This window comes from Persicimonas caeni, assembly GCF_006517175.1.
GTDB classification, from domain to species: Bacteria; Myxococcota_A; Bradymonadia; order Bradymonadales; family Bradymonadaceae; genus Persicimonas; species Persicimonas caeni.
In genome coordinates this window covers 5,744,627-5,763,099 of sequence record NZ_CP041186.1, presented here as the reverse complement: position 1 = coordinate 5,763,099, position 18,473 = coordinate 5,744,627, and the positions used below count along the sequence as shown (strand labels likewise).

Here is an 18,473-nt window from a genome sequence, read left to right as displayed (position 1 = left end):
GCCCCGACGCCTGAGACCGCAAGTAGTCCATACTCAGGGAGTATCCCATGTCCTACGAGCGCCGCCCCATCAACCTCGGCTTCAGCGACGAGCACCCGCTGAGCGGAAGCCACATCTGCTACATCTACTCGAGCGACGAGGAGCGCCTCGAGACGCTCGCCAAGTTCTTCAAGGCCGGCTGCGAGGACAACGAGAAGTTGTTGTACGTCTCCGACACGCTCGCCCCCGCGCAGCTTCGCGAGCGCATGCAGCAGATGGGGGTCGACTTGGCCGACAAGTGCGACGCGCTCGTCGAGACGACCGAGTCGGCCTATGCGCCCGAGGGGCGTTTCTCGGCCGAGGCGATGCTCGAGGAGGTGCGCACCTTTTACGCCGACGCCATCGACGAGGGCTATTCGGGGGCACGCTGCACCGGCGAGATGAACTGGGCGGCCGGTGAGATCGAGTGCGCCGAGACAGCCATGGAGTACGAGGCGCAGGTCAACGAGCTCTTCAAGCACTATCCCTGCACGGGCATCTGCCAGTACGACGCACGCCAATTCCCGGGCGACGTGTTGATGGATGTCTTGCAGGTCCACCCGTACATGATCGTGCGCGGGCAACTGGTGCTCAACCCGTACTACCGCGACCCACAGGAGTTCATCGACGAGTATCGCCGGCGCGTCGACGCCGACGAGGCCTGCCGACCCGAGGACAGCTGTTGAATGAGAAGCTCTGAATATGCGGAGTCTGAGAATGGAGACTGATCGTGATCCGGCCGTTTTGGGAATGATCTGCTCGCTGCAGACGAGCTTCCACGTGGTGCCCACCTACGAGCAGATTGCCGCGATGATCGAGCGCGGCCTGATGTCCGTGCCCGGCCTGGCCGCGTCGACACTGCGCATCAGCACCAAGAGCCATCCGGGTACGCCGACCGAGACGACGCCGACCGGCCCCGAGCACCGAAGCATCGAGCTTCGCACGGCCACGGCGAGCTACGGCGCCCTCGAGGTCGAGATCGACGACCTCACCCGCTTCGAGCCGTACCAGCCTTTTCTCAAGAACCTCACCAACTCCATCGCCACCGAGGTGGAGAATCGCGAGCGCGCCATCGCCCTCGAGAAAACCCAGCGCCAACTCGAACGCGAGCGCAAACGCCTCGCCGACGAGCTCGCGTACAAGGACGACTTTCTGGCCCTGCTCGGCCACGAGCTTCGCAACCCACTGGCGGCCATCTTCAACGCCATCTCCATCCTCGACGTGCTGGGCATCGACGACGAGTACCTCGACCGGGCGGTGGCCGTGCTCAAACGCCAGTCGGCGCACCTTAAGCGCATGGTCGACGACCTGCTCGACGTGGCGCGCATTTCGCGGGAGCGGCTGCACCTGCAGTGCGAGCCGCTCGATCTGCGCGAACTCCTCGAGCATACCGCCCACGACCACCGGCCGCGCTTCGACAAGGCCGGCCTCGACTTCGTCGTCTCACTGCCCGACACGCCGATGCCCATCGAGGGCGATCGCACGCGGCTGACCCAGGTGCTCGACAACCTGCTCGACAACGCCCGCAAGTTCACCGAGGCGCCCGGGCGCGTCGAATTGAGCGCGGAGTGTCTTGCCAACCCCAGCGAGGTCGTCGTCTCGGTGTGCGACACCGGCGTGGGCATCGAAGAAGAGTTGCTCGACACGCTCTTCGCCCCCTTCAAGCAGCTTCGCGACCCGCATAGCGAGCCCCAGGATGGCATCGGACTGGGGCTCTCGCTCGTCCAAGGGCTCGTCGACGCCCACGGCGGCACCGTCGAGGTCGACAGCGCAGGCCCGGGACACGGCACGACCTTCTGCGTGCGGCTTCCTTTGATCGACGAGCTTGACGAGGCCCGACCGGCTACTTCGGCGTAGCCGCTGCCCCTCGGTTCTGTTACCGTCGAAGCATCGCTCACCCCGAACCGATTGATGCACAGGCAGTTTCCGTGAGTTCTTCGAAGCAGCACCACTCGCCCCCACGCGTCTCCGAGGGAGACTTTCGGGAGGTCATCGAGCACTCGCCCGACGGAATCGCCATCCACCGCGACGGACAATTTCTGTACATCAACCCCTCTTTTCTGGAGCTGTTCCACCTCGACAGCGCCGAGGAAGTCTTGGGCACCTGGGTCTACCACTTTGTCCACCCCGACGAGCACGCCGCCCTGCAGGAGCGCGTGGGCCGACTGCTGGACGGCGAGCTCATCCCCGTGCGCGAGACCCGGCTGCTGCGCCAGGATGGCTCGGTGTGGCTGGCCGAGCTGACCGCCCGGCGGGTCACCTTCGACGGCGAGCCGGCCATCGCCAGCATCGCTCGCGACATCACCGAGCGGCAGAAGATGACCGCGCGCATGATGCAGATGGACCGCATGATCGCCGCCGGCACGCTCGCCGCCGGGGTGGGCCACGAGATCAACAACCCGCTGACGTTCGTGACCGCCAATATCGACTTCGCCCTCGAGCAACTCGAGGGCCGCGAGGGGCTCGACTCAGTGCGCGAGGCGCTCCAGGACGCCCGCTCGGGCAGCACGCGCATCCGCGACATCGTCAGCCAACTGCGCACCTTCTCGCCGTCGGACGACGACGCGCGCACCTCGCTGTCGGCCCGCGCGGTCATCGAGTCGGTGCTGCGCATGGTCTCCAACGAGATCCGCCACCGCGCCAAGCTCGTCCTCGAGCTGGACGACACGGCGCGCTTTTTCGGCAACGAGAACAAGCTGGGCCAGGTCTTCTTGAACCTGCTGATCAATGCGGCTCACGCCATCGAGGAGGGCTCGCGCGGGGACAATCAGATCATCGTGCGTACGCGCACCGACGACAGTTGGGTCATCGTCGAAGTACAAGACAGCGGCGGGGGCATCACCACCGAGCAGCTGCCGCGTATCTTCGACCCCTTCTACACCACCAAACCGGTGGGCCAGGGAACGGGGCTTGGCCTGTATATCTGCCAGCAGATCGTCGAGGCGCACGACGGGGAGATCGAGTTCGAGAGCAAACCGGGAAAGGGAACGACCGCGCGCATCAAGCTGCCGCATGCAGACACGCCGCACAACACGGCCAAGCCGGTCTCCTCGGCGCCAAACGAGACGCGGGCGCGCATCCTGCTCATCGACGACGAGCCGTTGATCGGCCGCTCGCTCAGCCGCACGCTGCGCCCCGACCACGACGTCGAGGTGGAGACCAGCGCGGCCAAGGCGCTGGCTCGACTGCAAGCCGGCGAGCGGTTCGACGTGATCTTGTGCGACCTGATGATGCCCGACATGACCGGCATGGATTTCTTCGAGCAGCTCGCCGAGACCTCTCCCGACCTGGCCGACGAGATCCTCTTTTTGACCGGCGGCGCGTTCACCCCGCGCGCAGTCCAGTTTCTGAACCGATGCTCGAATCATGTGCTCGAAAAGCCCATCGATTCGAGCATGCTGCGGGCGCTGATCGACGAGCGCCTGACCTCCCGCCGATAGGTTGGCGCCTCCCTGCGCCGAGGCAACTCTGCTTGAAACGTCGAATCGCAGGGGTAGACTGTGGCCGTCGAGCAACACGGCCTCCCCCCCCAAGGACGTGCGAACTAAACAAGTACGTGCGAACTAAACAAGTACGTGCGAACTAAACAAGTATCAGCGGACTGAAGATGTATAGAATTGCCGCAAACCCGACCTCGATTTGGCTCTCCCTCCTCGTCGCCCTCGCGAGCGCGACCGGCTGCGGTGACGACGCCGGCACCGCCGAACTCGTCACGAACTCCCACACGATCGTCGCCACCGACGTCGATCCAGCATCCGGCCCCGTCACGCTCGAAGTGCTCCTCGAGAATACCGGTTCGGCTGCCGCGCGCGATCTTCGCGCGAGCTTTCTGCAGGAGGGCGCCAGCTCGGCGGGCAGCTTCAGCGTGGTCACGGACAGCCTGCCGTCGACGGTCGCCAGCGGAGCGAGCGCTACATTCGAGGTGACGTTTACGCCCTCGCCGAACGCTCCTACCGGGTGCGACCTGCTCGCCAAGTCGACGCTCGACGTGCGCTACCGAACCTCCACCGGCGGCAGCTTTGTGCCGTTGGCCGTTCAGGTCGCCGTCGGCGGGCCCTGTGACGAGGCACTGCGCTGCTCGAGCGTCGACTTTGGCAACGTCCCCGTGGGCAACACCGAGTCCGCCGCCGTCCAATGTGTCAATTTGGCCGCAGCGGGCGGAGAGGAGGTGTCGATCGGTCAGGCCTCCCTCGCCCCAGACGCCCCCGAAGCCTTTGAACTCGGCTCGTCATCGCCCGCGTTGCCCGCCACACTCGCCCCGATGGATTGGCTCGAGGTTCAAGTCACGTTTGCACCGGCCGCACGCGAGCCGTACCAGACGACGCTCGCGCTCACCGACGACTCCACCACGATCGAGCAAATCTCGGTGCGCGGGGTCGGTATTGGTGAGCGCCCCCGCTGCAGCGATCCGCGTGGCGACGTCCCGCCTCCTCCCGAAGATGTCCAGAACTACCGGCTCGAGCTCGAGTCGACCGATATCGTCTCGTACGGGGGCATCGTCCAGGAGGTCGACGGGGTCAACGAGTCGTACGCCACCTTGTTGCGCAGCGCGATCCTCACCGCCACCGGCTCGTTCACCCACGAAGGATGTATCGTGTCCAATAACGGCGCCTCGTTTCGCTGGGAAGGTGCAGCCTGCACGCTGGAGGATGGAAGCACCCTCATCAACATCTTGACGATCAACGGCTCCGACGAAGCAGCGCGCCAGCTCGGCACGGTGAGCGCCGGAGACAATATCCGGGTCGAAGGCTACGAGGTCCGACGCATCGTCGACCTGTCGCCGGGTGGTGGGTATTGGGTGGACGGCGGCGGCGGTGACATCGGCCAGCAGACCATGTATGTCACCCGCGTATGCGACGTCGAGGAATGAGCAATCCCGCTTGATCTGCGCGCTCCCGGTTGTCATCATCCGCCGAACACGCTGGACAACCTGCCCCCCTCGAATCTTTTGCGACCCGAGAGACTTTCATGACCCGCCGGCTCTGTGTCTTCTTCTCCATGTTGGTGCTCGCGGTCGGCCTGGCCGCCTGCGACGAAACCACCACCAACAACAAGGTCGAGCAGCCCCAGCCGGACGCCGGGATCGACGCCCACGCCGACGCGGATGTCGACGCCGCCTCGCCGTGCGACCCCGACTCGTGCACCGGCGGGCGTGAGTGCGTCGTGCGCGACGACCAAGCCGTGTGCGAGTGCCCCGCGGGCACCCACGACGAGGCAGGTTCTTGCGTGCCCGACGCGGCCTGCGAGCCGACGACGTGCAACGGCCACGGCACCTGCTCGGAGGTCGACGGGGAGCCGACCTGCGCGTGTGAGACCGGCTATACCGGCCCGGCGTGTGCGGACTGCGACACCGCCGACGGCTGGATGAGCGACGGCGAAGGCGGCTGCACCGACGACCCATGCTCGCTCGTCGACTGCGGGCCCGAGAAGGTCTGCGTGGTCGACGCGGGGGCGGCCGTCTGTCAGTGCCCGGCGGGCACCCACGACGAAGACGGCGCCTGTGTGGTCGACGAGAGCTGCATGCCGACGACCTGCAACGGCCACGGCACTTGCGACGACACCCAAGGGCAGGTCTCGTGCGCTTGCGAGGACGGCTGGAAAGGTGAGTTTTGCGGCGCGTGCGACGACGTCAACGGGTATCACCCCGACGGTCAGGGCGGCTGCACCACCGACCCCTGCCTGCCCAACCCGTGCACCGACCCCAACCGCACCATCTGCCAGGCCGACACCAACGGCACGAGCTGCGCGTGCGACCCGGGCTACCACCTCGAGGACGACGCCTGCGTGCCCGACGAGACGTGCGCACCCGACAGTTGCTCGGGCAACGGCACTTGCGACGACACCGGCGGGATCATCTCGTGTGCGTGTGATTCGGGCTACGCGGGCGACGACTGCTCGAGTTGCGACACCGCCAACGGCTTCCACGACGACGGCCAGGGAGGCTGCACCACCGATCCCTGCCTGCCCAACCCGTGCACCGAACCCAACAAGACGAGCTGCGTGTCGAGCAGCGGCGCCTACGTGTGCGAGTGCGACACGGGCTTTCACCCCGACGGCCAGGGCGGCTGCACCGACGACCCGTGCTTGCCCGACACCTGCGCCGCGCAGAACAAAGCCTGCCGCGTCGACGGCAACGGTCAGGCCGAGTGCTACACCCCCGACTGCGACGACGGGAACCCCTGCACGGTCGACACGCTCGTGGGTGGCGTCTGCCAGCACACCACCGAGCCCGACGGCACGAGCTGCTCGACCGACGTGTGCCTGGTGGGCCAGACCTGCCAGAGCGGCCAATGCGTCGGGTCGACCCCGCTCGATTGCGACGACCAGAACCCCTGCACCGACGACGTGTGCGACCCTGCTCAGGGCGGCTGCGTCAACATCGACGATGACACCAACGTGCCCGACGACGGCGTCCATTGCACCGCCGACACCTGCTCGGGCGGCATCGCCTCGCACACCCCCGACGACACCGCCTGCGACGACGCCCTGTGGTGCACCGGCGTCGAGTCGTGCGTGCCGAGCGCCTCGGACGCCGACGCCCAGGGCTGCGTAGCGCGCAACGTGCCGCAGCCGCCGGCCGACCCGGGCCCCTGCGAGCAGTACACGACCTGCGACAACGCCACCCAGAGCTTCGTGCTCGAGACCCTGGCGACGGGCACGACCTGTAACGACGGCATCGTGTGCACCACCGGCGACGCCTGCGACGCCCAGGGCCAATGCGTCGGCCAACTGCAATCGACGTGCGCGGCGCCCGGGCCGGGCACGAGCTGCACCTCGACCACGCCCATCGGCCCCATCGACATTCCCGTCGCCTTCGTATCGATGGACGTCACCTTCGAGGGCCAAGACCCCGAGGTGACCGACCCGTATTACGCGTTCTCGATTTACGGGATTGAAAAGCAGACAGGCGTGTGGGTCCAGCTCGCTCGCTACAACAACCCGAGCAATAGCGGCGGCTCGCTGTCGACGACCACCAAGCTCATGCCGGGCGTCTACGACATCGTCTACACCACCGATTCGACCGACCAACGACTCGGCCTGACCACGAGCTATTACGATATCCCCGCAAGCACCGTCATCTTGCAGCACGACGTGGTGATCCCGGCCGGCTCGTCCACGCTGAGCGTCGATGTCACGCCCACGCCCGTGAACGTCAACGTGACCTTCGAGGGCCAAGACCCCGAGGTGACCGACCCGTATTACGCCTTTTCGATCTACGGCATCGAGCAAGAAACTGGCGTGTGGGTCCAACTCGCCCGCTACAACAACCCGAGCAATAGCGGCGGCTCGTTGTCGACCACGACGAAGATCATGGAGGGCACCTACGACATCGTCTACACCACCGACTCGACCGATCAGCGGCTCGGCCTGACCACGAGCTACTACGATATCCCCGCCGGCACCGTCATCTTGCAGCGCGGCGTGACCATCGACGCGTCGAATAACACGCTGAATATCGACGTCACGCCCACGCCGGTCACCGTCAACGTGACCTTCGAGGGCCAAGATCCCGAGGTGACCGATCCTTACTATGCATTTTCGATCTACGGCATCGAGCAGGAGACCGGCGTTTGGGTCCAACTCGCCCGCTACAACAACCCGAGCAATAGCGGCGGCTCGTTGTCGACGACTACCAAGATCATGGAGGGCACCTACGACATCGTCTACACGACCGACTCGACCGACCAACGACTCGGCCTGACGACGAGCTACTACGATATCCCTGCAGGCACCGTCATCTTGCAGCGCGGCGTGACCATCGACGCGTCGAATAACACGCTCAATATCGACGTGACGCCCACGCCCGTGACGGTGAACGTGACCTTCGAAGGTCAGGACCCCGAAGTTACCGACCCCTACTACGCCTTTTCTATCTACGGCATCGAGCAGGAGACGGGCGTGTGGGTCCAGCTCGCCCGCTACAATAACCCGAGTAATAGCGGCGGCACGTTGTCGACGACCACCAAGATCATGGAGGGGACCTACGACATCGTTTACACCACCGATTCGACCGACCAGCGGCTCGGCCTGACGACGAGCTACTACGAGATCCCCGCCGGCACCGTCATCTTGCAGCGTGGCGTGACCATCGACTCGTCGAATAACACGCTGAATATCGACGTCACGCCCACGCCTGTGACGGTGGACGTGACCTTCGAGGGCCAGGACCCCGAGGTCACCGACCCGTATTACGCCTTCTCCATCTACGGCATCGAGCAGGAGACGGGCGTGTGGGTCCAACTCGCCCGCTACAACAACCCGAGCAATAGCGGCGGGTCCTTGTCGACCACGACCAAGATCATGCCGGGCACCTACGATATCGTTTACACCACCGACTCGGTCGACCGGACCCTGGGCCTGACGACGAGCTACTACGATATCCCCGCCGGCACCGTCATCTTGCAGCGCGGCGTGACCATCGACGCGTCGAACAACGCGCTCGCCTTCGACGTCACCCCCGTGCCCTACGACCCCACGATCACGTTCATGGGCCAAGATCCGGAGGTGACCGACCCGTACTACGCCTTCTCGGTCTACGCCGTCGACCGCAACACAGGCGTCTGGGTGCAGCTTGGCCGCTACAACAACCCGAGCAATAGCGGCGGGTCGCTGTCGACGACCACCAAGATCATGCCGGGCACCTACGACCTCATCTACACGACCGACTCGAGCGACCAGAGGCTCGGCCTGACGTCGAGTTATTACGAGATTCCCGAAGGGACGGTGTATCTGGGGATGTGCATGGATATTCAGTAAGGCGCAGGCGGACGCCGCGCCCTGCAATCACGGCGCTTCGTCGCCCTCTTCCACCATTTCGATGGTCTCGCAGGCGTCGGGCCAACCGCCCGGCGCCGCCGGGCAGCGCAGCGACCGGTTCGTCCCGCGAAAGACGACCTCTTCAAAGTGCGCTGCCTTCTTGGCGAGTGGGTCGGCGAGCGCCTCGGCGCCGCCGGACGCCATCTCGTCGGCGGTGAGCCCCGGACACAGCACCACCAGCATCTCGCCCTGCAAGCCGGCCGAGTGACACTGGCAGTCGACGCCGCCCACCTCGAGCGTATCGCCGATCTCGTGGGCGCGGGCCATCTGCTCTTCGAGGCGCGAGGCCTGCCACTGGTCGTACAGGTACATCGCCCCCAACACGAACGCGGCGACGATCAGAAAGATCGACAGCGCGTCGTCTCGCCACCCGCGCGGCTTGGGTTGGTTCGAGGTGTCGTCGTTGGGAGTTTCGTCGGCCATCAGAGTCCGGCTCCGTGAAGTTTGACTTCGAGCACCGTGTCGTACATGCGAAAGACTTGGTCCTCGACGTGCTGGCGGTTGAACCGGCGCACGGCGCGAGTGCGCGAGCGCAGGCCGTAATTCTCGAGGCGCGTGGGGTCGTCGAGCGCGCGTCGCAGCGAGTCGACGAGCACGTCGACCTCACCGAGCGGGATGAGCTCGCCGGTCTGGCCGTGCTCGACGGCCGACTGGGTCGCCGGCAGGTTGTAGGTGATCGCGCCCACGCCGCACGCCGCCGCCTCCATGAGGTGGGTGGGCGCGCCTTCGCGGTAGCTCGGCATCACGAACGCGTCGAGCGCGCGGTAGACCATCGCCAGGTCGTCCATTCGGCGGCGAATCACCACCCTGCCCTTCTCTTCGAGGCGCTCGAGCCGGCGGAGCAACACGTCGGAGACGCCGCCGTCGATATTGACGAGCCAGCCGGCCGCCGGGTGCGTCTGGGCGACCTGCTCGATGCACGCGAGCAGGTCGGTGGCGCCGCGCGGCAGGCTGAAGGGGCCCACGTAGCCGAACACGTGGCGCCAATGCTCGGGGAGGCCCAGCTCGCGGCGAGCTTCGGAGATCGTGGGAAAATCGTCGTCGTCGACCGGAAAGCGGTCGAGATCGACCCCGTCGCCGCCGATGATCATCTCGAGCTTGTCGGGCGGGACGAGCTCGAGGTCCTGCAGCGCCCCGAAATCGTGCTCGTTGATGACGAAGTACTTGTCGACGATCTCCCCCAGGTAAGCGTACGCACGATACAGCCCGTTGCGTACCGGCGCGTCGACGATATTGTTCAGAAACGCCTCCACCCCCTCGAAAAACTTGGGCGGCACCGGCAAGAACGTATCGATCTCGAGGCGCACCGGATCTTCGACGAACGCGTGGCGATGTACCGTGGCAAAGACCGCGTCGACGTGGGCGCGGTGCGCGGCGAACGCGCCCACCCAGGCGAGCACGTCGTCGAAGGCGTGCACCAACACCGGCTTCTCCTCGATGAAGTAGGCCTGCACGATGAAATACGCCCCCAGAAGCCCGGCGACGTTGAGCTTTCGCTCCACGGGGATCGGTTTGCAGACCACGCCGCGCGCGTCGAGGTCGGCGAACCCGCCGTCGTCGCCGGCGAGCACGTGCACCTCGAAGCCCTCGCGAATGAGGCGCGACAGGCGCTTGCCGTAGTCGCGCTCGATCTGCAGCGAGCTGCGGCCGACGTACATCAACCGGTAGATTTGTGGGGAGACTTGCGGAGCTTGTGACATGGTGGTTCGCGTTCGGATCACGTTGACGCGGACAACGTAGTCGTGGGGTCGCGTGGATGTAAAGATGCGTGACGTCCTCCCCCAGCTACGGTCGCGCTATGCGCTCCCTTCGCAGGGGGTTATCAAAATAGGGGTTACGCCCTCCGGGCTTGCCGTTCATCGGCCATGCACAATTGACCACGCCTCCATCATGCGGCGAATTGCCAAGGCGTTCGTGTGGCGCAGGTGTCGCTAGAGCCTAGGCCTCCGCCACCTGGAGCCCCTCGGGCGGAATCCCCGAATTGATAGCCCCCTGCGAAGCGTAGCGGAGCTGGGGGTTTGGGGGTTTCGGGGCCTTGGGATCGGGGGTGGGGAAAGAGGGGCGACGTTGCCAAAGACGTACGCTGCGCCTAATCATGACCTACAACTCATCCAAACGGAGCCCACGATGAACCCACGCATCTTGCTCGTCCTCGTCGCCGCGTTCGCCCTGGCCGCGTGCCAGAGCACGCCTGAAGCACAGCCCCAACAGGATCCAGTCGAAGAAGAGGCGGCCGAAGAAGTCGCCGAGGAGTTCGACGACCAGAACGCCACGCCGCCCGAAAATTGGGTCACCGAGCGCGTCGCCGAGTCGAAGGAGCGCCTGCAGGCGACCGAGGCCGGCACGCTCGTGTGGAAGTCCATCGAGGCTCACGGCGGGCTGCAACGCTGGTTCGAGAACGGCCCGCTCCATTTTCGGTTCGACTACCGCCCGCTGGGCGAGGGCAAACCGCGCGACACCTACCAGACCGTGGACACCTGGTCGTCGCGCGCTCGCCATCAGATGGCCGACGACCGCGACGTCGAGTTTGGCTGGGACGGCGAGCAGGCCTGGCAGAAGCCGGCCGACGCCGACATCGCGCTCAACCCGCGCTTCTGGGCGCTCACGCCCTACTACTTTGTCGCCATGCCGTTCGTGCTCGGCGACCCGGGCGTCAACCTGGAGCTCGTCGGCGACGAGGAGCTGCAGGGCCAGACCTACGAGGTCGTCAAAGCGACCTTCTCGGCGGGCACCGGCGACGCCCCCGACGACTACTACGTGCTCTACTTCCACCCCGACACCCACAAGCTTCGCGCGCTTCGCTACGTCGTCTCCTACCCGGGCTTCTTCCCCGAGGGCGGCCACACCCCCGAAAAACTGATGATCTACGAGGGCGAGCAGACCGTCGACGGGATCACCTTCGCCAAGAACTTCCCGACCCACAAATGGGACACAGAGGCCGCCAAGCCCCTCGACAAAGTCACCGCCATCGAGATGAGCGACGTGGAATTTCGGCCCGGTACGCCCCAGGCTTATTTCGAGATGCCCGAGGGCGCGAAGGCGCTCGAGGGGTATTGATGGGCTCGATCGGAGATTTCATGTGCGCGAGGTCTCGATTCGGACCTCCCCCAGCTACGGTCGCGCTATGCGCTCCCTCCGCAGGGGGCTATCAAAATTCGGATAACGCCCTCCGGGCTTGCCGTTCGTCGGCCTTGCACAATCGACCACGCCTCCATCATGCGGCGACTTGCCAGGGCGTTCGTGTGGCGAAGGTGTAGCGCAAATCAGGACCTCCGCCACCTGAAGGGCCTGGGGCGGAACCCCTGATTTGATAGCCCCCTGCGAAGCGTAGCGAAGCTGGGGGGGTTCGGTGATTCCATCCTTTAAATCGCCCGTGCCTCGTGGCATACAGAAGGTCGAATTCGACCTCCTCCACGATTGCCCCACGGACGGATGTTCTCGACCTTCTCACCGCCCGAAAATCTAGCCGACCAAGACGCCCTCTACACCGCGCCCACCGGACCGGTGTGGGAACTCGAGGCCGGCGCCATTCTCGAGGCCGACAACGCCCTCGACTCCACGCAGGCGTACCTGGTGCGCCGGCTGCCGAACGCGCGCTCGATGCTAACCGTCGGGCCGATCTTGGAGCAGGTGACGCGCTTCGATCACCCTCGGCTGTGGGGGCCGAGCTACTGGACGCGCGGCGAGGAGGGGCTGTGGGTCGCCACGCCCAAGCCGCGCGGGGTGCTGCTCGACGAATCCGACTTCGCCCGGCCGAGCTGGTCCGAGGCGCTCGAGCTGTGGCGCCCGCTCGCCGAGGCGGTCACGCGGCTGCACCGAAGGGGGCTGGTCCACGGCCAGCTCGTGCCGTGGGCGCTGTGGATGGACGAGGCGAGTGGGAAGCTCACGGCCATCGAGGCGGGCTGCTGGATCGGCGAGGACTTCTCGCCGGTCGGGGATAGCCAAAATGTCTGGCTCGCCGCCGAAATGCGCGGGCCGCTCGACGAGCGCGACCCGAGCCCGGCGACCGACATCTACGGCCTGGCCCGCCTGCTGGTGCGTCTGGCGCTCCCCGCCGAGCAGGCCGCCATGCCGCGGCCGAACTTCACAGGAATCCCCGCGTTTGCGATCCCCGCGCTCGAAGCCGCGCTGGCCGACGAGCCGGCCAAGCGCCCGGCGCGGGTGGCCGAGCTCCTGGCGGCGATGGCGCCGAAGTCGTTCCACGAGGCGCCGTCGGTCGAGATTTCGCACGAGAATACGGTCTCTGACACCATGTCCGTGCTGCACGCGCGGGTCTCGGGCATCGAGCGCCTCGAGCACCCGAAGTTCGGACAGGGCATCAAGTTCTACCTGAATATGTACGCCGACAAGTCCCTCGGCGACGAGCAGCTCGGCGCGTTCTTCTACGAGAAGCAGGCGCCCGAGGTCTTCGACAGCGTCAAGTGGGTCTGGGATGGCTGCGAGCTCAACCTGCTCGACGCGCGCGTCATCACCAACTCCGCCGGCGAGCGCTTTTTGACCAGCCAGGACAAGACGCTGCCGGTGCTCGAGCCGCATATGCCGATGAGCGTGTCGGATGTGCTCAAGGCCGAGGGGTGCCCGAGCCGGTTCTTGGTTGACCAGCGTGACCGCGGGGGCTCGAGCCGCCCGCTGGTGTTCGGAAACCTGGTCCACGGCCTACTCGACGACCTCGTCGAGCCCGACCCGCCCGGCTTCGAGGACGCCTTCGAAGACCGCGTGCGCGAGCTTCGCCTCGACATGCTCGCCGCCGGCCTGCGCGACACCGATTTGCCCAGGCTTCGCAAAGACGCCCGGCAGCACTTCGACAATATCCGCCGGTTCACTGCCCCACGCACGAACGACTCGCCGGAGACCGACCGGGTGGGCTGGAGCGGCCGCAACGTCGAGGTGACCCGCTATTCGACGCGCTACGGCATCGAGGGACGTGTCGACCTGGTCGCCGAGGACGCCCGCGAGGGCCTGCAGATCGTCGAATTGAAGTCGGGCAAGAGCTGGGACGGGCACATGAGCCAGGTTCGGTTCTACAAGTTTTTGTGGGACGGGCTGGCCGAAGAGCGCGGCCTGACGATCACCGGCCACCTGCTGTACTCGAAGCAGGGGCGCATGCAGGCCGCGCCGATGGAGGATACCGAGCGCGAGCGGCGCATCCTACGCGCCCGCAACGAGCTCATCGCGTGTCTGCGAAGCTTCGTCGACCCCGACTACGAGTACGACGTGCCCTTCTTTATGCAGCACCCGCGGGCGTGTCGGTCGAACTCGTGCAATTTCCGGCGCGACCGATGCCAGGCGCAGACGGCGATCCTGGGGCTGTCCGACGAGGCCTCGCCGTGGGACGCGATCACCCGCGAGCCGTGGCTCGGCTCCGACCCCGAGCTCGTCGCGCGGGCCTGGACATGGCACGAACATTTCTCGCGGCTCATCGAGATGGAGCGCTGGGCGGCGACCGCCGAGCTGGGCAAAGTGCTGCACAGCGGGCGGCTGCACGAGCGCAAGGAGAACTACGCCGCGGTCGACAACATGCGCCGTGTGCGCGTGGGCTCGGAGTCGGGCTACGTGGTCTTCAGCGGCGAGCACGGCCAGATCTTTAGCCCGGGCGACTATCTCATCGCCCACCGGGGCGACTTCCATACGTCTCATATTCTGCGCGGGCGCGTCGTGGCGGTCGACGGCGACCAGATCACCATCGCCTCGCGCGGGGCGGGCATCGCCAACGAGCTGCCCGAGGACGGCTGGATTTTGGACGACCTGCCGGCGCGCCTGGGCTTTCGACAGGCGCACCACGCGCTGTACCGCACGCTGGCCAAGGGGAGCCCCGACAAGATCGAGGTGCTCTTCCGGCCCGACGGCGAGCGCGCCAAAGAGCTGATGAAGGCGGTCGACAACGGCTACACGCTCGGCGAGGCAGCCGCGTCGCTCAACCCGAGCCAGAAGGCGGCGGTGCGCCAAGCGCTGTGGGCGCCGGGCGGCGCGCTCATCCAGGGCCCGCCGGGCACCGGCAAGACGACCGTCATCGCCCACGCGGTGCGCGAGTTGGTCGCCCGCGGCAAGCGCGTGCTCGTCTCGGCGTTTACCAACACCGCCGTCGACACCATTTTGACCAAGCTGCTCGACGTGGGCTGCGACGACTTTGTGCGCGTGGGCCACAGCACTCGAAGCCCCGACCTGACGCGCCGCCTGGAGGCGTCGGGGCGCCACCCGCTCGACTATTTCACCGCCGACTACGCCGCCCAGACCGCCTCGCTCGACCTGCTCGCCGAGGACCTGCTCGGCAAGAGCGTCATCGCCAGCACCGCGCACCGGTGCGCGAAGTCGGCCGAGATGGAGTTTTTGCAACGCGAGTTGGGCGACACGCCCTTCGACGTGGCCATCGTCGACGAGGCGGGCCAGATCACCGAGCCGATGACCCTGGCGTCGGTTAGCCTGGGCGAGCGCTTCGTGCTCGTGGGCGACCACCGCCAGTTGCCCCCGATCGTGGAAAACGAGCAGACGCACACCAACTTCCTCGACGACCGCGGCCGCGTGGAGCTCGAGGAGATGGGCTGCGCGGGCCTCGATCGAAGCCTGTTCGAGCGGCTCATCGAGAAGCTTCCGTACGTGATGCTCGACGAGCAGTACCGCATGCACGCCGACATCATGGAGTTCTCGAACGGGGCGTTCTACGACGAGAAGCTTCGCGCCCACGAGTCGGTCGCCGGGCATATGCTGTCGGTCGACCCGGGAGCGCTGGAATCGGGCGCGCTCGCCAAGACGACCGGTGAGCTGCTCGCCCCGGCCCACCCGCTCGTCTTCGCCGACGTCGCTCACGAGGGCCAGTCCCCGCACAACCAGGCCCGGCACAACAAGCTCGAAGCCGAGGCGGTCGTCGACACGGTCGCCGCGTTGCTCGAGTCGAGCGACGAGCCGGCGTCGATCGGCGTCGTCAGCCCGTTTCGCGCCCAGGTCTACTGGATTCGCCAGCTCCTGGCCGACCGGCTGGGCAAGCGCGCCGGCGGCGTCGACGTCGACACCGTCGAGCGCTTCCAGGGAAGCGAGCGCGACTCCATTCTGGTGAGCTTGGTGAAGACCGAGCGCGCCGGCGACTTCTTGGCCGACGAGCGCCGCCTGAACGTCACGCTGACCCGCGCCCGCAAAAAACTCATCGTCTTCGGAAGCCGCGCATGTCTCGAGCTCAACCCGCTATACCGCCGGCTCATCGAGCAACCCCAAACCCACGTGGTCACATGGAAGGGATGATGCGCATGGTCCCACAGCAGGCAGCCAAGCTCGCGCTGGTGCTCCTCGCGTTGTCCGTGTGGAGCGGGTGCGACAAAGGGGAGTCGGCGGAGAAGGCGCCCGAGGTCGACAAGCCCGAGGTCACCACCCACGCCTGGCAGCCGCCCGAGGCGGTCGACCTGACCAACCCGGGGAGCCACTCCATCGAAGAGCTCGCGTTGAGCGAGGCGCGTAAGTTCCCCGATTGTCACCAGATCTTCGAGCCCGACGGCACGCCCGCCGAGAGCTTTCCGCTCAGCGACGACGAGCAGCGCCCCCTCGAGCTGGCCGGCTGCGAGCCGGAGGCGTATCGCGTCCTCGACGACGGCACGCGGCTGGTCGCCTATGCGACCCCGCCCGACGGCCCCGGCTGGGACATGCGTCTGGTGTCGTACGCGCCTTCCGGCGAGTTGAACTGGCACTACCGACTCGACCGCTCCGAGAACGCCAAGAACTTCACCGCGAATTTTCGCGGCTCGTTCATCGCCCCGATTCTGCCGCGGCTCGTCTGCGCGGGCACGTTGTGGTCGGGGGGCACGGAGGCGGCGTGCGTCGACGCCGAGTCGGGCGAGGCGAAGTGGGACGGCATCATGAAGTTCTGGGCGGGCATGGCCCCGCAGCCGGCGGCCAACGCGCTCAACTCGGCGACCCTGAGCGGCTTGACGCGCCGCTATCCCTACTCGGGCGTCGAGATGCGCTACCGCCCCTTCGACAACCGCGGCGGGCGCGCGGCCTTCTACGCCACCGACGGCGAGCGGCTCTTTTTCGTGCCAGCCCAGCAGGACGAGGCAGACGCGATTCAGATGACCGCCTTCGACCTCGAGTCCTACGAGCCCATCTGGCGGCTCGGGCTCGAAGCGCGCCCCCGCGCCACCTGGACACACGCGTTCGGTGAGTTGGGCGTCGTGCTTTTCAAGGTCGACGAGGCGATCTATGCCGCCAAAGCCGACACCGGCGAGTTGCTGTGGTCGGCGACCGTCGGCGACGACGAGCCCCCGGTGGCCGCCCGCGGCGGCAAGCTCTACCTGTTGCTCCGCCGCAAAGCCGATCCCAACTTGCTGTACGAACTCGAGCCGCAGTCCGGCCAGGTCAACTGGTACGGGGAGGTGCCCACCGGTACACTCGAGCTCCGCAGCTACGAAGACACCCTCATTTTGCGCAGCGTGCGCGCCGTCCAAAAGGTAAGCGGCCTTGAGTGACTCGCCGACCGACAAGCAGCCCCACCAGACCGATAGGCAGGACGAGCAGGCCGCGGCAAAGCCCATCCTCCAGGAGTCCGGCGCGATCTACGTCGGCGCCCTGCTCTTGGTGCTGGCCTGCGTGCTCGTCGCCTCTGCCGTCCCCATCGTCGCCCAGAACCTGTACGCGCTCGTCGCCGCGGTCTTCGTGGGCCTGCCTTACTGGTGGCTCACTCGCAAAGGCTGGAGCTTCGAGCGTTTCGGGCTGACCTGGGAGCGCGCCGGGCGCGGCGCGATCTGGGGACTCGTCTTCACCGCCATCACGCTCGGGCCCTTCGCGGTCGGCTACTGGTGGTGGGAGACGAAGGTCATGGAGCGCGAGTACGCCTTCTCGGTCGACAACTTCTTCAAGTGGCCGGTCGAGCTCGACGGGCGGCCGGACCAATGGGGTAATGAATCGGGCGTGTGGACGTGGGCCTCGGGTCAGACCCTGCACATTGGCATGCGTGCGGGCCAAGAGCCCGTCGAGGTGACGCTCAGGGCCGATGAGGCGTTTCGCCCGCGGGTGATCGGCCCGGCCACGCTGCGAGGCCCCGAGGGCAAGACCGGCCCCGGCGAACACAGCGAGTGGACGATCGAGCTCGCCCAGCCCCACAAGCGCACCGAGGTGCGCATTGGCCGGCCCACCGGCGGCGGCACGCCCGACGCGTTGCGCATCAACGCCTGGCGCCCCGAGTCCGACGCGCCGGTGGTGATCCGTCAGGGCGCCGCCGAGATCGAGGCGGGCTCGACCGTCGAGATCGACCGCGGGCTCACCTGGATTGTGTTGTGGGTGCTCACCCAGCTCGTCTTTATCGCGTTGCCCGAAGAGTTCTTCTACCGCGGGTATCTGCAGACGAGGCTGTCGGAGGCGTTCGCCGCCAGACGCCGGGCGCGCGGCGGCGGCGAACGCGAAGGTGAGGACGGACGTCGGGTGTTGGGGATTTCTGCGTCAAACGCGCTCACAAGCGTGTTGTTCGCCATCGGTCACGTGCTCATTCCGGTGGGCGGCGCGATCATGATCACCCGCGCGGCGGTCTTCTTTCCGTCGCTGGTCTTCGGGTGGCTGCGCGAGCGCACCGACACCATCGCCGCCTCAGTGGTCTACCACGCCGGCGCCAACCTGATGGTGCTGATGGCCGCGCCGCACTTCTACTGAACCACCCACTT

At 66.5% G+C, this 18,473-nt stretch carries 11 protein-coding genes; 9 read left to right on the top strand and 2 right to left on the bottom strand.

Annotation, left to right across the window (positions count from 1 at the left end; genetic code table 11):
- The first annotated feature begins 47 nt into the window (after positions 1-47).
- The 5 genes from FIV42_RS21245 (at position 48) to FIV42_RS21225 (ending at position 8,775) form a co-directional block, all read left to right on the top strand.
- Positions 48-704: an MEDS domain-containing protein gene (locus tag FIV42_RS21245; RefSeq protein ID WP_141199638.1), complete on the top strand. Its 657-nt coding sequence runs from the start codon at positions 48-50 to the stop codon at positions 702-704.
- A 31-nt stretch (positions 705-735) separates the two neighbouring features.
- Positions 736-1,875 carry a sensor histidine kinase gene (locus FIV42_RS21240; protein ID WP_168210834.1) on the top strand — a complete coding sequence of 380 codons (1,140 nt, stop codon included), beginning with the start codon at positions 736-738 and terminating at the stop codon, positions 1,873-1,875.
- A 71-nt stretch (positions 1,876-1,946) separates the two neighbouring features.
- On the top strand, positions 1,947-3,458 hold the full coding sequence (locus tag FIV42_RS21235; RefSeq protein WP_141199636.1) for an ATP-binding protein: 1,512 nt from the start codon (positions 1,947-1,949) through the stop codon (positions 3,456-3,458).
- Between the two features lie 167 nt (positions 3,459-3,625).
- Entirely contained in the window at positions 3,626-4,888 is a 1,263-nt protein-coding gene (locus tag FIV42_RS21230; RefSeq protein WP_141199635.1) for a choice-of-anchor D domain-containing protein, read from the top strand.
- 98 nt (positions 4,889-4,986) lie between these two features.
- Positions 4,987-8,775 (top strand): calcium-binding EGF-like domain-containing protein, encoded by a 3,789-nt coding sequence (locus tag FIV42_RS21225; RefSeq protein ID WP_141199634.1) that lies wholly within the window; start codon positions 4,987-4,989, stop codon positions 8,773-8,775.
- Between the two features lie 27 nt (positions 8,776-8,802).
- On the opposite strand, the gene FIV42_RS21220 is transcribed toward FIV42_RS21225, so the two are convergent.
- Both FIV42_RS21220 and FIV42_RS21215 read right to left on the bottom strand, forming a co-directional pair.
- Positions 8,803-9,258, bottom strand: coding sequence for a hypothetical protein (locus FIV42_RS21220; RefSeq protein WP_141199633.1), 456 nt, complete (start codon positions 9,256-9,258; stop codon positions 8,803-8,805).
- Complete coding sequence (locus FIV42_RS21215; protein ID WP_141199632.1) at positions 9,258-10,535, bottom strand: glycosyltransferase; 1,278 nt, start codon at positions 10,533-10,535, stop codon at positions 9,258-9,260. The genes FIV42_RS21220 and FIV42_RS21215 overlap by 1 nt, the downstream gene beginning before the upstream one ends.
- A gap of 427 nt (positions 10,536-10,962) precedes the next feature.
- Here FIV42_RS21215 and FIV42_RS21210 point away from each other — a divergent pair, with 427 nt between their 5' ends.
- From FIV42_RS21210 to mrtP, 4 genes are all read left to right on the top strand, one after another.
- Positions 10,963-11,892 (top strand): LolA-like protein, encoded by a 930-nt coding sequence (locus FIV42_RS21210; protein ID WP_141199631.1) that lies wholly within the window; start codon positions 10,963-10,965, stop codon positions 11,890-11,892.
- A 375-nt stretch (positions 11,893-12,267) separates the two neighbouring features.
- Positions 12,268-16,068, top strand: coding sequence for a PLuB system helicase-like protein (gene plbH, locus FIV42_RS21205; protein ID WP_141199630.1), 3,801 nt, complete (start codon positions 12,268-12,270; stop codon positions 16,066-16,068).
- The gene (gene plbQ, locus FIV42_RS21200; RefSeq protein WP_141199629.1) at positions 16,068-17,285 is read left to right on the top strand and encodes a PLuB system PQQ-binding repeat protein; all 1,218 of its coding nucleotides are present in this window, start codon (positions 16,068-16,070) and stop codon (positions 17,283-17,285) included. Before plbH ends, plbQ begins: the two co-directional genes overlap by 1 nt.
- Positions 17,278-18,462, top strand: a complete 1,185-nt coding sequence (gene mrtP / locus FIV42_RS21195) for a myxosortase MrtP (RefSeq protein ID WP_141199628.1) — start codon at positions 17,278-17,280, stop codon at positions 18,460-18,462. Before plbQ ends, mrtP begins: the two co-directional genes overlap by 8 nt.
- Positions 18,463-18,473: the final 11 nt, after the last annotated feature.

Coding starts and splice junctions, on each gene's coding strand:
- FIV42_RS21210 (WP_141199631.1), top strand. CDS start 10,963: ATGAACCCACGCATCTTGCTCGTCCTCGTCGCCGCGTTCGCCCTGGCC.
- FIV42_RS21245 (WP_141199638.1), top strand. CDS start 48: ATGTCCTACGAGCGCCGCCCCATCAACCTCGGCTTCAGCGACGAGCAC.
- FIV42_RS21230 (WP_141199635.1), top strand. CDS start 3,626: ATGTATAGAATTGCCGCAAACCCGACCTCGATTTGGCTCTCCCTCCTC.
- FIV42_RS21225 (WP_141199634.1), top strand. CDS start 4,987: ATGACCCGCCGGCTCTGTGTCTTCTTCTCCATGTTGGTGCTCGCGGTC.
- plbQ (WP_141199629.1), top strand. CDS start 16,068: ATGCGCATGGTCCCACAGCAGGCAGCCAAGCTCGCGCTGGTGCTCCTC.
- FIV42_RS21220 (WP_141199633.1), bottom strand. CDS start 9,258: ATGGCCGACGAAACTCCCAACGACGACACCTCGAACCAACCCAAGCCG.
- plbH (WP_141199630.1), top strand. CDS start 12,268: ATGTTCTCGACCTTCTCACCGCCCGAAAATCTAGCCGACCAAGACGCC.
- FIV42_RS21240 (WP_168210834.1), top strand. CDS start 736: ATGGAGACTGATCGTGATCCGGCCGTTTTGGGAATGATCTGCTCGCTG.
- FIV42_RS21215 (WP_141199632.1), bottom strand. CDS start 10,535: ATGTCACAAGCTCCGCAAGTCTCCCCACAAATCTACCGGTTGATGTAC.